The 13,959-nt window shown below is 28.7% G+C and carries 11 protein-coding genes; 6 read left to right on the top strand and 5 right to left on the bottom strand.

The window, feature by feature from the left end; genetic code table 11:
* Nucleotides 1-38: 38 nt before the first annotated feature.
* Genes mnmG through ACEWL1_RS03150 form a run of 3 tightly spaced genes read right to left on the bottom strand, consistent with a single transcriptional unit; the run spans nucleotide 39 to nucleotide 5,650 of the window.
* Nucleotides 39-1,916, bottom strand: a complete 1,878-nt coding sequence (gene mnmG, locus ACEWL1_RS03160; protein WP_409231828.1) for a tRNA uridine-5-carboxymethylaminomethyl(34) synthesis enzyme MnmG — start codon at nucleotides 1,914-1,916, stop codon at nucleotides 39-41.
* A gap of 43 nt (nucleotides 1,917-1,959) precedes the next feature.
* Nucleotides 1,960-2,373, bottom strand: a complete 414-nt coding sequence (gene ybeY, locus ACEWL1_RS03155; protein ID WP_409231827.1) for an rRNA maturation RNase YbeY — start codon at nucleotides 2,371-2,373, stop codon at nucleotides 1,960-1,962.
* Nucleotides 2,366-5,650 (bottom strand): hypothetical protein, encoded by a 3,285-nt coding sequence (locus ACEWL1_RS03150; protein WP_409231826.1) that lies wholly within the window; start codon nucleotides 5,648-5,650, stop codon nucleotides 2,366-2,368. Before ACEWL1_RS03150 ends, ybeY begins: the two co-directional genes overlap by 8 nt.
* A gap of 144 nt (nucleotides 5,651-5,794) precedes the next feature.
* Between ACEWL1_RS03150 and gltX the strand changes: the two genes are divergently transcribed.
* The 4 genes from gltX (at nucleotide 5,795) to ACEWL1_RS03130 (ending at nucleotide 9,585) form a co-directional block, all read left to right on the top strand.
* The gene (gene gltX / locus ACEWL1_RS03145) at nucleotides 5,795-7,309 is read left to right on the top strand and encodes a glutamate--tRNA ligase (RefSeq protein ID WP_409231825.1); all 1,515 of its coding nucleotides are present in this window, start codon (nucleotides 5,795-5,797) and stop codon (nucleotides 7,307-7,309) included.
* A 148-nt stretch (nucleotides 7,310-7,457) separates the two neighbouring features.
* Nucleotides 7,458-8,378, top strand: a complete 921-nt coding sequence (locus ACEWL1_RS03140; protein WP_409231824.1) for an SPFH domain-containing protein — start codon at nucleotides 7,458-7,460, stop codon at nucleotides 8,376-8,378.
* Between the two features lie 5 nt (nucleotides 8,379-8,383).
* The gene (locus tag ACEWL1_RS03135) at nucleotides 8,384-8,701 is read left to right on the top strand and encodes a heavy metal-binding domain-containing protein (RefSeq protein ID WP_409231823.1); all 318 of its coding nucleotides are present in this window, start codon (nucleotides 8,384-8,386) and stop codon (nucleotides 8,699-8,701) included.
* A 14-nt stretch (nucleotides 8,702-8,715) separates the two neighbouring features.
* Complete coding sequence (locus tag ACEWL1_RS03130; RefSeq protein WP_409231822.1) at nucleotides 8,716-9,585, top strand: LytR/AlgR family response regulator transcription factor; 870 nt, start codon at nucleotides 8,716-8,718, stop codon at nucleotides 9,583-9,585.
* 199 nt (nucleotides 9,586-9,784) lie between these two features.
* Here the strand turns inward: ACEWL1_RS03130 and tatA are convergent, their stop codons facing one another.
* On the bottom strand, nucleotides 9,785-9,976 hold the full coding sequence (gene tatA / locus ACEWL1_RS03125; RefSeq protein WP_409231821.1) for a twin-arginine translocase TatA/TatE family subunit: 192 nt from the start codon (nucleotides 9,974-9,976) through the stop codon (nucleotides 9,785-9,787).
* Nucleotides 9,977-10,072: 96 nt separating this feature from the next.
* On the bottom strand, nucleotides 10,073-12,286 hold the full coding sequence (rnr, locus tag ACEWL1_RS03120) for a ribonuclease R (RefSeq protein WP_409231820.1): 2,214 nt from the start codon (nucleotides 12,284-12,286) through the stop codon (nucleotides 10,073-10,075).
* Nucleotides 12,287-12,401: 115 nt separating this feature from the next.
* Between rnr and ACEWL1_RS03115 the strand changes: the two genes are divergently transcribed.
* Together ACEWL1_RS03115 and ACEWL1_RS03110 are read left to right on the top strand one after the other, a co-directional pair.
* Entirely contained in the window at nucleotides 12,402-13,316 is a 915-nt protein-coding gene (locus tag ACEWL1_RS03115) for a diacylglycerol/lipid kinase family protein (RefSeq protein WP_409231819.1), read from the top strand.
* A gap of 82 nt (nucleotides 13,317-13,398) precedes the next feature.
* Nucleotides 13,399-13,569, top strand: coding sequence for a hypothetical protein (locus ACEWL1_RS03110; RefSeq protein ID WP_409231818.1), 171 nt, complete (start codon nucleotides 13,399-13,401; stop codon nucleotides 13,567-13,569).
* Nucleotides 13,570-13,959 lie beyond the last annotated feature (390 nt).

Below are 13,959 nucleotides of genomic sequence, written 5' to 3'. Positions count from 1 at the left end.
AGCAATAATTACAATGTTCCACATGGAACTTACGTTTTTTACCTTCCCATATACACCAATAAAACAGAGACATCACTAGGTGAAACTCCACTAATTCTACTCGCTTGTGAAATAGAAGTTGGTTTTATTTTATTCAATTTTTCTCTAGCTTCAAAAGAAAGAGATTTTACTTTCGAATAATCAAAAGCATGAGGAATTGTAACGTTTTCAAGTCTATTTAACTTGTCTGCATTGTTCTTTTCTTTTTCTATATAACCAGAATATTTTAGATATATTTCTACTTGCTCAATAACTTCAGCATCTATATTGTGCTCAGAAATAAAACTACTTAATTGATCAAGATGTACAAAATCTGAAAAGGCTAATTGTGGTCTTGCAGCAACTTTAAAAAGCTTCATCGATTGAGAAACCAATGCTAAATTTTTCTTTTCTAAAATACTATTTAGCGCTTCTTTTTTAACACTTAAATTAGTTAAAAAAGCAATTAATAATGCGGTTTTTTCTCGCTTTTCTAAAACGCGTTTCATACGTTCTTCAGAAGCCAAACCTAATTCGTAAGACCTAGGTGTTAATCTTAAATCGGCATTATCTTGTCTTAATAAAGTTCTATATTCTGCTCTAGAAGTAAACATTCTATATGGTTCTTCTGTGCCTTTTGTAATTAAATCGTCAATTAAAACTCCGATATAAGCTTCGTTTCTTTTTAATATAAATGGTTCTTTATTGTTGATTTTTAAAACCGCATTAATTCCCGCCATTAATCCTTGAGAAGCTGCTTCTTCATACCCTGTTGTTCCGTTAATTTGTCCAGCAAAAAACAAATTTTCTACCAACTTTGTTTCTAAAGAATGTTTTAATTGTGTTGGAGGAAAATAATCGTATTCAATTGCGTAACCATAACGTAGAAACTTAACATTTTCAAAACCCGCTACAGCACGAATTGCTTTGTCCTGAATATCCTCTGGCAAAGATGTAGAAAATCCGTTTACATAGATTTCAACGGTATCCCAACCTTCTGGCTCAATAAACATTTGGTGTCTATCTTTTGAAGCAAAACGATCCACTTTATCTTCAACAGACGGACAATATCTTGGACCGGTAGATTGAATTCTACCATTAAACATTGGTGATCTATCAAAACCTTCTCTTAGCAGCGCATGCACTTCTGGATTTGTATACGTCAAATAACAAGAACGTTGTTTTGTTAATGGTTTTGTAATTGGTAAAAATGAAAATTTTTCAGGATTTTCATCACCAGGCTGTTCTATCATTTTAGAAAAATCTAAGGAACGTGCATCTACTCTTGGAGGTGTTCCTGTTTTCATTCTACCAGATTCGAATCCTATCTTAACTAAATCTTCTGTAATTCCGGTTGAAGCTCCTTCACCCGCTCTTCCTCCTCCAAATGTTTTATCTCCAATATGAATCAATCCATTTAAAAAAGTTCCTGCTGTAATAATTACCGTTGTTGATTTTATTTCTAAACCCAAAACTGTTTTGACACCTACAATTCTATTGCCATCAAACAACAATCCATTCACAGAATCTTGATAAAAATCTAAATTATCTGTTTGTTCTAAAACTTTTCTCCACTCTTCAGAAAAGCGCATTCTATCTGATTGTGCTCTAGGACTCCACATTGCAGGGCCTTTTGATTTGTTCAGCATTTTAAACTGAATAGCAGTTTTGTCTGTAACAATTCCGCTAAATCCGCCAAGCGCATCAATTTCTCTAACAATTTGTCCTTTTGCAATTCCACCCATTGCAGGATTACAACTCATTTGTGCTATGGTTTGCAAACTCATTGTTATTAGCAAAGTATGTGCGCCCATATTTGCGCTTGCTGCCGCTGCTTCACTTCCTGCGTGACCACCGCCAACTACAATTACATCATATGTTGTTGAAAAAAGACTCATTATGCATGTTTCACGTGAAACTATTTTTTTATTTAATTGATTTTCAGCTTTTTAAATTGTTTAAGCACTGATTTTCTTTATTTCTCATTATTAATTTCTCATCTGTTGTTTTATCTTTAAAACCCATGTAATGCAAAATTCCATGAATAATTACGCGATGTAATTCTACATCAAAAGTAGAATTATAGGTTATAGCGTTTTCTGCGACTCTTTCTACAGAGATAAAAACATCTCCACTTATAATTTTACCTAACGAATTGTCAAAGCTAATTATATCTGTATAGGTGTCGTGTTGTAAAAACTCAATATTTAATTTATGTAAATACGCATCGTCACAGAAAATATAATTAATTTCTCCTACTTTAAAGTCGTCTTTTTCAATACAGCTTACAATCCAATCGGTAAGTTCCTTTTCGTTTGATAATTTAAAATCTGTTTCGTAATTAAACTCAATCACTATTATTTTTACTTTTTGAATTACTAAAATACTCTTGTACTTTCTTTTTGTAATTTTTTTGCAAAGGTAATGATTGTCTGTTTAATATTTCTGTTTGATTGTAAAACAGTTTTTTAATCAAAAATTTAGCATTATTTGAGTTGTATATTTGTTGATTAGAATTCGATTTTCTTTTGGTGTCTTTCTCTTGTTCAAACGCTGCTTTATCTAATTTTAAAAGGTTGTACTTAAGCTGCTGCATTTTTTGAAGCGTTGTGGAATTAAATCCTTTTTCTAGAATTTCGTTCTCCAATTCTTCCATTGATTTTAGCACTTTTTTTGCTTCTGGACTATTTCCTAATCCCTTTTTTTGAAGTGCTTCCTGCAATTCTTGTCGTAATTGAGATTGCTGTTGATAGGTTTTATACAATTCTCCATCCAAATCATTATTGCTATTTCCTTTGCTTTCTCCATTTTGATCTCCTTGCTTTTGTCCGTTTTGTTGTTCTCCTTTTTTCTTCCCTTGCTGCATTTTCTTTACAATATCTTCTTGCTTCTGAATAATATCTGGCAAGCTAAACGACTTTCCTCCTTTTTTTCCTTTTCCTGATTTAGACATTTTTGGTTGCTGCATATTGTCTAAAATATCACTTAAAAAATCTGCTAAATTATTCACCGAAGTCATAACATATTGTTGATTTGACAATGCATTATTAAATCTGTTTTCTGCAAAATTTTCTAAAGATTGATCTAAATTATAATGTGCACTTGTAAGATCTTTTTGCACAATTGGCGATATTTCTGTCAATCGCATAGACAAGACATATAAACTATCATCAATATGTTCAAAATAGGTTTTTAAGGTGTTCTGACTTTTTAATTCTTTACCAAAATCTGGATGTTCTACACTTAGTTTGGAAAACGTATTCATCAGGTTTTCTTGTTTAAAAGAAAAATTTAAAAGGTTTTCTAAAATGATTCGTAACGATTTCTCATTCGCTTCTTTCATTTCTCCTTCCATGTCAGACATTGCTTGTTGCATTTTCTGACTCATTTCTTGCATTTTTTGAGATGCTTTTTTCTGATTTTTTTGTTGTTGATTTTTATCCAACGAATTATTTTCTTCTGCTTTATTTAATTGATTGTTCACTTCCTTTTGGTCTTCTTTTGTATCGGGAAGTTGCATTGGTTCTTTCAACGCTGTATTGTCTTTCTCTAAATCATTCAGTTCTTTTTCTATTTCTTTAAAGTCTTTCTTTATCTCTTTTTGTTGGTTTAAATCTGATGTTGGAGATGTAGCAATACTATCTTGTTTCTTTGAAAGTTCTTCTAATTTATTCGCAATTTGCATGGTTTTTTGCTCAACATAAAATCGTTTTGTAAGTTCTAATATTCTTTCTAAACTTCGTTCTTGTTGTTTATTTTGCTCTGTTAATTGCTTTACTTTTTTAAGCAATTCATCTTTATTTAATTTTTCTGCTAATTTTTTTAATTCTTCTAACAATTTTTGTTCTTTTTCTAATTTTTTAAGCTCTTCTATTCTTTTTTTAAGTTGCGCTTTCTTTTCTTTTATTGTTTCAGAGTCTTTTGGTAAATCTTTAATGTTTTCTTGCAGTTTGTCTGTTTGACGATGCATCATTTGTTTGTATTGTTCTTGATGCTTTATATAATTGTCAATCTTTTTTTTATCATTCCAGTTTACATTTTTATTGTTCTGTAAATTTTGCTTTATTTCTTCTAATTCCTTTTTTTGATCATTCTTTTGTTGCAGCGCATTTTCTATCGATTTAATTTGTTTGCGCTGTTGTAAAACCGATTCTTCTTCAATTTCGTTATCTGTTTTATTTCTAAAACGAAACTTTTTGCTTTCACTTTTTTTACTTCCGTTTACAGCATCATTATCAAAAACCTGAAAATAAACTTCGTAATTAATGCCTTTATTGATTTCTAAATCGCCCGGAAAATTATAATAGAACGTTTGGTTTTGTTCTTTATCAAACATTATTTTTTGAGTTCTTTTTTCTGTCGGATTTTCCTCATCATAAAAAACAACTTCTAGTCTTTTAATTCCATAATCATCAGAAAATTTTCCAGCAAATTGCGCTGAATTATTTAAACTATCAATATCAGACAACACTTCTATTTCTGGGAATTCATCTTTTACAACATCAATTGTAAAATAGAGTTTTTCAAACTCTTTTAATTCAGAATTTGATGTTGCAATTTGATACCTCAGCGGTTTTAAAATCCGTTTAGAAAAAGTGAAAAAGTTGTTTTTAGATTCGTTAAAAAATATTTTGTTTTTCGCTGAAATAAAAGCAACAGAATCTGTTTGATTTGTAGCTACGTTCCACGTAGTTTTTGTGCCTTCCGGAATTAAAATTGTTCCCGTATTGTTAATTTTTTCGTTCTTTTTACCAATATATTTCGGATACTTTAAATCAATAGAAATATGCTGAATTGTTGGTGTTTTAATCACATTCAATTCGTAATTTTCTGAAGTAATTCCGTTTGCTTCTACATAAAAATTAATATCATTTCTGGTGTCAGTAAACGTGTACGAAAAGATTCCGTTTTGATGTTGTAAAAAATAACTTTGATTGTTGTAGAAAATAGTAACATCTGACGGTGTCACTTTTCCTTTCGTTTCAATTTCTAGCGTGAATGGTTTACCTTGAATTACTTTTAGATTTTGATTTATTACATAAAACGAAAACGGCGCTGGCGGAACGAATGCAGTTCTGTAATGTACAACTCGTTTAAAAGATGCATTAAACATGTTAAAATTGCCTGTAATGGTAATAATTATCCAAATTAAAACCGGAATTGCAGCGTATTTTAAATAGGTTGTATTTGTTTTAAAATTAACTGCTTTTGTAAACGGAATTGGTTGTAATTCCTTAGATTTTTGCTCGATACTTGCAATTAATAAATCCGATTGATCATTAGATTCTTTAAGTTGTAAAACGTTGATTAACTTATCGCCTACTTTCGGAAAATGATTTCCAATAATTTTTGAAGATTCTGCAAATGAAATTCCTTTTTTTAAACCAATCAATTTAAAAATTGGCGTTAAAATAAATCGGAATGCTAAATACGATTCTACCAAAATAAAAAGCCAAAACAAAATAGTTCTAGCTGTTGGTTGTAACCATAAAAAATACTCGATAAAAAGTGTGAAAAAAAAGTATAGAAATCCTAACGAAAGAAACAAAATAGTTCCTTTTATGAGTTCGTTTGTGTAAAATTTACGCACAAACTGATGTAGTTTTTCTTCTATGTTTTTATACGAATCCATTCTCTAACCAATAAAAATAGTGTTTTTAAAAGATTTTGTTAGAAAGAAAGTGTTAAACCTTACTAAAAACCATTCTTTTTTCTTTTATCTTTTTTCTCTTCTCATCTAATAAAAAGTATCTTTGCGGCATCAAAAAAAGAAAAAATGGAATCTACAGTTCGCGTTCGTTTTGCGCCAAGTCCAACCGGACCTTTACATATTGGTGGTGTAAGAACCGCTTTATTTAATTATTTATTTGCTAAAAAACATGGCGGAACTTTTGTGTTACGTATCGAAGACACTGACCAAACTCGTTATGTTGCAAACGCAGAACAGTACATTATTGATGCACTAAATTGGTGTAATATTCCTTTTGATGAAGGTCCAGGGAAGAACGAAAAATTTGGTCCTTACAGACAGTCAGAACGTAAAGATTTGTATAAAAAATATGCTGATACTTTAATTGAAAAAGGTTGGGCATATTATGCTTTTGATGCTGCAGAAGAATTAGATTTTCACAGAAAAGATCACGAAGAAAAAGGGAAAACTTTTATCTACAATTGGCACAACAGATTAAAGCTAAACAATTCGTTAAGTTTATCTAAAGAAGAAATTCTTGCAAAATTAAATGCTGGCGATAAATATGTCATCCGATTTAAAACACCACAAGACGAAACATTAATCATGAATGATGAAATTCGTGGAACGATAAAAATTGATACAAATACTTTGGATGATAAAGTATTGTTTAAATCAGACGGAATGCCAACCTATCATTTAGCAAATATTGTAGATGATCATTTGATGGAAATTACACACGTAATTCGCGGTGAAGAATGGTTGCCATCGATGCCATTACACCTTTTATTATACAAAGCTTTTGGTTGGGAATCTCCAAAATTTGCACATTTACCGCTGATTTTAAAACCTGTCGGAAAAGGAAAATTAAGCAAACGTGATGGCGATAAATTAGGGTTTCCTGTGTTTCCTTTAGCATACACCAACAAACAAACTGGCGAAGTTTCTCGTGGATACAAAGAAGATGGATATTTTGCTGACGCATTTATAAATATGTTGGCGTTATTGGGTTGGAATCCAGGAACAGAACAAGAAATTTTTTCGTTAGAAGAATTGATTAAAGTATTTGATTTACAAAGAGTGAGTAAATCTGGAGCAAAGTTTAGCCCAGAAAAAACAAACTGGTTCAATCAGCAATACATGCAAACAAAATCTGATGCAGAATTAACTGAATTGTTTTTACCAATTCTATTAGAAAAAGGAATTTCTAAAGATAATAATTACGTTCAAAAAGTAGTTTCATTAATTAAAGAACGCGCTGTTTTTGTGGCAGATTTTTGGAATTTATCAGATTTCTTTTTCCAATCTCCAACAGAATATGATGCAAAAGCTAGTAAGAAAAATTGGAAAGAAGAAACACCAGAGTTAATGAAAGAATTAATTTCTATGATTTCAGATATTCAAGATTTTTCATCAGCAAATACAGAAACTGTAATTAAAGAATGGATTACTGTTAAAGAAATTGGTTTTGGTAAAGTAATGCAACCGCTTCGTTTAAGTTTGGTTGGTGCTTTAAAAGGACCACATTTGTTTGATATTATAGAAATGATCGGCAAAGAAGAAACAGTAAAAAGAATTGAAAATGCTGTTCAAAATTTATAATAATACATCAAAATTACAATTCAAAGCCACTCAAATTGAGTGGTTTTTTTATTTCTATTCTGTAACGTTTCTGCATTTCTCCGTCTTATTATTAAGAGATATTTATTTGTATCTTTAATAAAAATTTCTAACCGTAAAACAAAAAACCATGAATCCAACCTTTATTATATTAATAGTAATTACTTTTTTAATACTATTCGCGTCATTTTTTACCGTTAAACAGCAAACATCAGCGGTTATTGAGCGCTTTGGAAGATTTCAAAGTATCCGTCAATCTGGTTTACAACTAAAAATTCCTATTGTGGATAGAATTGCTGGTAGAATAAGTTTAAAAATTCAACAATTAGATGTAATTATAGAAACTAAAACCTTGGATGATGTTTTTGTAAAATTGAAAGTTTCTGTTCAGTTTATGGTGATAAAAGATAAAGTATATGATGCTTTTTACAAGTTAGATTATCCGCACGATCAAATTACTTCTTATGTGTTTGATGTGGTTAGAGCTGAAGTTCCAAAGATGAAATTAGACGATGTTTTTGTAAAGAAAGATGATATTGCAATTGCTGTAAAAACAGAATTAAACGATGCAATGTCTAATTACGGGTATGATATAATTAAAACTTTAGTAACAGATATTGATCCAGATTCGCAAGTAAAAGCTGCAATGAACAGAATTAATGCTGCAGATAGAGAAAAAACTGCTGCTCAATATGAAGGAGACGCACAACGTATTTTAATTGTAGAACGCGCAAAAGCAGAAGCAGAAAGCAAACGCTTACAAGGAAAAGGTATTGCAGATCAACGAAGAGAAATTGCACGTGGTTTAGAAGAATCTGTTGATGTTTTAAACAATGCAGGAATTAATTCTCAGGAAGCCTCTGCCTTAATTGTAATTACGCAACACTACGACACTTTACAATCTATTGGCGCAGATACAAATAGTAATTTAATATTATTACCTAACAACCCTACTGCGGCGAGTAATATGTTAAATGATATGGTAACAAGTTTGGTTGCTGCAAATAAAATAAACGAAAGTTCTTCTACTCCTAAAACCAAAAAAAGTTAATAGAAATGATTGTATCCACAACAAACACATTAGAAACACATGAGATCAAACAATATTTAGGTATTGTTACAGGTGAAACCATTATTGGAGCAAATTTATTTAAAGATATTTTTGCTGGAATTAGAGATATTGTTGGCGGCAGATCTGGTTCTTATGAAAAAGTATTGCGGGAAGCAAAAGATATTGCATTAAAAGAGATGCAAGATGAGGCAATACGTTTAGGTGCAGATGCCGTAATTGGTGTTGATTTAGATTATGAAACTGTTGGTGCTTCTGGCGGAATGTTAATGGTAACAGCTTCTGGAACAGCAGTAAAACTTTAAAAATAAATTGTATTATGAAATCCATATTTTCTTGGCTTTCTACTCCATATTATTTCAATCCATCAATTAAATTTAAATTAAAAGTTAGTTTTTGTTTTGGTTTTTTTGTGTTTATTTTTTTAAACATTTTTAAACCGTTTAATATAAATACATTAGTAAATTTAATTTTAGAATACACAATTTTTTTAGGGGTTTCTACTACTTTTGGTGTATTTTTTATGTTATATATACCACCTTTATTTTTTAAAAATTATTTTGATGAAGATAAATGGACTGTTGGAAGAAACCTTTTTGTAATACTTATAGGTTTATTTTTAAATGGATCTTTTTTATGGTTTTTTAGTAATTTATTTAAAAACTCTTTTGGTATAGAAAGTTTAAAGTATTTTAATTTTTTGTCTTATACTTTTTTAGTTGGAACCATTCCGTTACTCTTTTTTGTTTTTATAAATGAAAAAAGTGTGCGAGAAAAAAGAAAAAAAAAAGCAAATGAAATTAACACTTATAACAAAGAAAAATTAGTTGAAAAGATTTTAAAAAAAGATGTTACTATTTATTCTGATAACAAGAAAGAAAAAATTGTTTTTAAAGTAGATGATTTAGTATATATATCATCTCAAGGTAATTATGCTAGTTTTTTTATTAGGAAGAATAGCGATTTAAAAGAAATGATATTAAGAGTTACTCTAACTAAAATAGACGAAGAATTACAAGATTATACTTCAATTATACGTTGTCATAAATCATATATTATAAATGTTAACTTTATTACTGATATTAGTGGTAACGCAAGAGGATATTTATTAAAATCAGATGTAATTCCTTTTGATATACCAGTTTCTAGGAATTTTAGTAAGCAATCTTTAAAGGGGTTATTAAGTTAATTACCTTCCTTTTTATCCCAAAAAATAAAAATTTATTCCCTTTTATAACAAAATTAAAAAAAATAGAGAATGCTGTATTTTTCAAATATATATTTGTGATAGTATAATTAAAAACATTGGGGGATATTTTTAATTTGATCAAAAAGAAAAAGCTCAACTATATAGTTGAGCTTTTTTTTATCTTATTTAAGATATGTGTTTATTTTTTATCATCTATTTTATCATTCTCTTCATCTTCTTCTTTAGATGCTTTTTTAAATTCTTTAATTCCGCCACCTAAGCCTTTCATTAATTCAGGAATTTTTTTACCTCCAAAAAGTAATACCACTAATACAACTACGATAGCTATTTGCCATGGACCTGCAAATAAAAATATATTTTGTGAAATCATTTATTTTAAATTTTAAAACAAAGATACAAAAAGCTTTTAATTAATTGTTTGCTTCTTTGTTTTACGTTAAGAACTTTTTAATAATCGTATATTAAATTATTCTTCGATTAATGTAAAATCTAAATGTTTGCGTTCTAAATCGGTCTTTTTAACCTTTACAATTACATTATCTCCTAATTGGTAGAGTTGTTTAGTAGATTGACCAACAATAGCATATTGTTTTTCATCAAAAATATAATAATCACTTTTTATGTCTCTAATTCTAACCATTCCTTCACATTTGTTTTCTTTAATTTCTACATAAATTCCCCATTCTGTAACTCCAGAAATTACACCTTCAAATTCTTGATCTTTATGATCTTGCATGTATTTTACTTGCATGTATTTGATAGAATCTCGTTCTGCTCTTGAAGCTAAATATTCCATTTCAGAAGAATGTTTACATTTTTCTTCATAAATAGCTGCTGTAGGTGAATTTCCGCCATCTAAATAATGTTGTAGTAATCGATGTGTCATCACATCAGGATAACGTCTAATTGGTGATGTAAAATGACTGTAATAATCAAAAGCTAATCCGTAGTGACCAATATTTTGAGTTGTGTATTCTGCTTTACTCATCGTTCTAATCGCTAAGGTTTCTACCATATTCGATTCTGCTTTCCCATGAACATCAAAAAGTAATTTATTTAAAGATTGAGAAATCACTTCTTTAGAATCTGTTTGTAAAGAATAGCCAAACTTACTTACAATACCTTGTAAAGCGTTTAATTTATCAATATTTGGTTCGTCGTGTACACGATAAATAAAAGTTTTTTTACTTGGTTTTCCGTGTTCTTGTCCAACAAATTCTGCTACTTTTCTATTTGCTAATAACATAAATTCTTCAATTAATTTATTAGCATCTTTTGCTTCTTTAAAGTAAACTCCTAATGGATTCGCATTTTCATCTAAGTTAAATTTTACTTCTACTCTATCAAATGAAATTGCACCAGCTTTCATACGTTTTTTACGCATTTTTTTAGCTAATTCATCTAGCTTTAAAGTTGCTTCAACAATTTCTTTTGTTACGGTATATTCTTTATCTGTGATAGAAATATCCGCAGGCATTGTATATTCTTTTATAGCTGATAAAGTACAGTTTTCTATAATATTTTGTGCTTCTTCATATGCAAAACGTTGATCAGAATACGTTACTGTTCTACCAAACCATTTATGTACAACTTGTGCTTTTTCATTGATTTCAAAAACAGCAGAAAAAGTTAATTTTTCTTCGTTTGGTCTTAAAGAACAAACTCCGTTTGATAACATTTCTGGTAACATTGGTACTACTCTATCAACCAAATAAACTGATGTTGCTCTTTCATAAGCTTCATCATCTAAGATGGTTTTTTCTTGTAAATAATGCGAAACATCTGCAATATGAATTCCTATTTCATAATTTCCATTTTCTAATTTTGTAAACGACAACGCATCGTCAAAATCTTTTGCATCTTTCGGATCAATAGTAAACGTTAAATCGCTACGCATATCTCTACGTTTTACAATTTCTTCTTTAGTTATTTCTATAGGAAGATTTTTAGCTTCGTCTTCTACTTCTTTTGGAAATTCGTACGGTAAACCATATTCTACTAAAATAGAATGCATTTCTGTATTATGATCTCCTGGTTTTCCTAAAACTTGTTTTATTTTTCCGAACGGATTTTTAGAATTAGATGGCCAATCTGTTAAAGTTACAACCACTTTATCTCCGTCTTCTGCACCATTAATTTTGTTTTGAGAAACAAAAAGATCTGCATACATTTTATTGTCATCCGGAATTACAAATCCGAAGTTTTTATTGAGTTGTAACACACCCACAAATTCGTTTTTTGCTCTTTCTAATACTTCAACAACATCGGCTTCTAGTTTTTTACTTCCACGTTTATTATACGTGTAAACTTTAACGGTATCTTTATGTAAACCTTTATTTAAATTGATTGATGGAATAAAAATATCTTCTTCAAAATCATCAGAAATAAAATAAGCATTTCCGTTAGATGTAACATCTAAAGTTCCTATATTGTATTTTCTATCTTGATTTATTGAAAATTTTCCTCTATCAATTTCTTTAATTTTTTTAGTAGCTGTAAGCTCAGCTAATTTTTTTAAAACTTGTGTTTTTCCATCGGTATCAGAAATACCTATTTTAGACGCAATTTGTTTATAATTATAAGATGATGTAACATCTTCATTTAATATTCTAAATATATTTTTGGTTAAATCTTTAATGATTCTTCCTTTCTTTTTATAAAATTTCTTCTTTTTAGACATCTGTCTTTTATTGTTTTTATTGATAGCAAATTACATAATTTAAATCGTATTCTTTATTAATTTATTGTTACGAATGCAATTTTTGTATTTTGCTCTTTTATTAATTTTTTATTTTATGAAAACGGACTGGTTTTTAATTATGAATCCAACTTCTGGAAACGGAAAATCTAAAAAAATTTGGCGAGAAATTTCAGCTGAATTAAAAAAACAACACATTTCGTTTTCATTTGCTTTTACTGATTATTCTAAACATGAAGAACAATTAGTAGAAACTGCTATTAAAAATGGTTTTACTAAAATAATTTCTGTTGGTGGAGATGGAACTTTACATCATGTTGTAAACGGAATAATGAAGCAAAAATTAGTAGAAACTAACATTATACAACTTGCTGTAATACCAATTGGTACTGGAAATGATTGGGTAAAAACTTATAATATTCCTGCAAAGATAGAGAATTCTATTGCAATAATCAGTAAAGAAAAAACAATACTGCAAGATATTGGTAAATTAGAAACAGAAAATAACACGATAACGTACTTTAATAATGTAGCAGGAATCGGTTATGACGGTTATGTTGTAAATAAATTAAAAAACTTAAAACGTTTTGGCGGAATTGCATATTTATTAAGTGGTTTAGCTGGTTTATTGTTATATAAACCTGTTGATTTTAGTATAGAAATTAATGGAAATAAATTAAAGGAAAAATGTTTAATGGTGGTTTTTGGAATCTGTAAATTTTCTGGCGGCGGAATGCAGTTTACGAAAGATGTTAATACTTCAGATGGTTTATTAGATATTACTATTGCTAAAAATTTAAACTTATTAGATATGATTTTAAATTTACCAAAACTCTACAACGGTAAAATTGTACATCATAAAAAAGTGGAAACTTATAAAACAACTTCTTTAAAAATTACGTCAATTTCAAAAATAGAAAAACCTTTTATTCAAGCGGATGGTGAATTAATTGGAACAGAATCTATTTCTGTATCTATTATAGAAAAAGCAATTCAATTTATTATTCCTTAAATGTAAAAAGTTAAGGAAATCTTAAATTTTTTGTAACATTTTTAAAAAACTCACGTCTTTAAAGTGTAAGAAGTGTATATGAATGAAACAATTTCCTAAAATAATAGCCTTATTTTTCTTTATATTTATAGCAGGTATTTTTATATCTGTTGTAAAGATAAATACTTCTTTAAATTTAAATACTTCTCCTGAATCAGTAAAAATTCAAAAAGACTCAATTTATTTAAAACAATTAAATACTAAAACTATTTAATTTCTTTTTTTGAGTTATCAACACATTATATAATTATAATCATATTCTTTAATTAAATTTAAAAAAAGATGATGTTAATGATATAGTGTTAACAGCTACAATAACTATTTTATAAATTATTTTTTTATATCACTTATTAAAATTAATAAACATTCTATATATTTTTTAAAAGCTTATAAATCAATTCATTTTTTAGTTTATTAACAATTTTTATAAACAGTTATACATACTTTTTCTTTATTGTTTACTAAAAGTAGAATGTAAAGAAGGTGATAATTTTATGTTGATAAATTGCTATTAGAAAATTAAAAAAAAAGTTGGTAGTTTCATTTACATTCTTGTATTGTAATAATTATTGAAACCATCAAAAAAAGTTTTAAAAAAATAAGA

This window comes from Polaribacter gochangensis (assembly GCF_046224025.1).
In the GTDB taxonomy this organism is placed as follows: domain Bacteria; phylum Bacteroidota; class Bacteroidia; order Flavobacteriales; family Flavobacteriaceae; genus Polaribacter; species Polaribacter gochangensis.
This window is presented reverse-complemented; position numbering and strand designations above follow the sequence as displayed.

Bases quoted from the DNA above. Each gene is read 5' to 3' on its own strand.
- ACEWL1_RS03115 (WP_409231819.1), top strand. From the start codon at position 12,402: ATGAAAACGGACTGGTTTTTAATTATGAATCCAACTTCTGGAAACGGA.
- ACEWL1_RS03135 (WP_409231823.1), top strand. From the start codon at position 8,384: ATGATTGTATCCACAACAAACACATTAGAAACACATGAGATCAAACAA.
- ACEWL1_RS03150 (WP_409231826.1), bottom strand. From the start codon at position 5,650: ATGGATTCGTATAAAAACATAGAAGAAAAACTACATCAGTTTGTGCGT.
- rnr (WP_409231820.1), bottom strand. From the start codon at position 12,286: ATGTCTAAAAAGAAGAAATTTTATAAAAAGAAAGGAAGAATCATTAAA.
- tatA (WP_409231821.1), bottom strand. From the start codon at position 9,976: ATGATTTCACAAAATATATTTTTATTTGCAGGTCCATGGCAAATAGCT.
- mnmG (WP_409231828.1), bottom strand. From the start codon at position 1,916: ATGAGTCTTTTTTCAACAACATATGATGTAATTGTAGTTGGCGGTGGT.
- gltX (WP_409231825.1), top strand. From the start codon at position 5,795: ATGGAATCTACAGTTCGCGTTCGTTTTGCGCCAAGTCCAACCGGACCT.
- ACEWL1_RS03110 (WP_409231818.1), top strand. From the start codon at position 13,399: ATGAAACAATTTCCTAAAATAATAGCCTTATTTTTCTTTATATTTATA.
- ACEWL1_RS03140 (WP_409231824.1), top strand. From the start codon at position 7,458: ATGAATCCAACCTTTATTATATTAATAGTAATTACTTTTTTAATACTA.
- ACEWL1_RS03130 (WP_409231822.1), top strand. From the start codon at position 8,716: ATGAAATCCATATTTTCTTGGCTTTCTACTCCATATTATTTCAATCCA.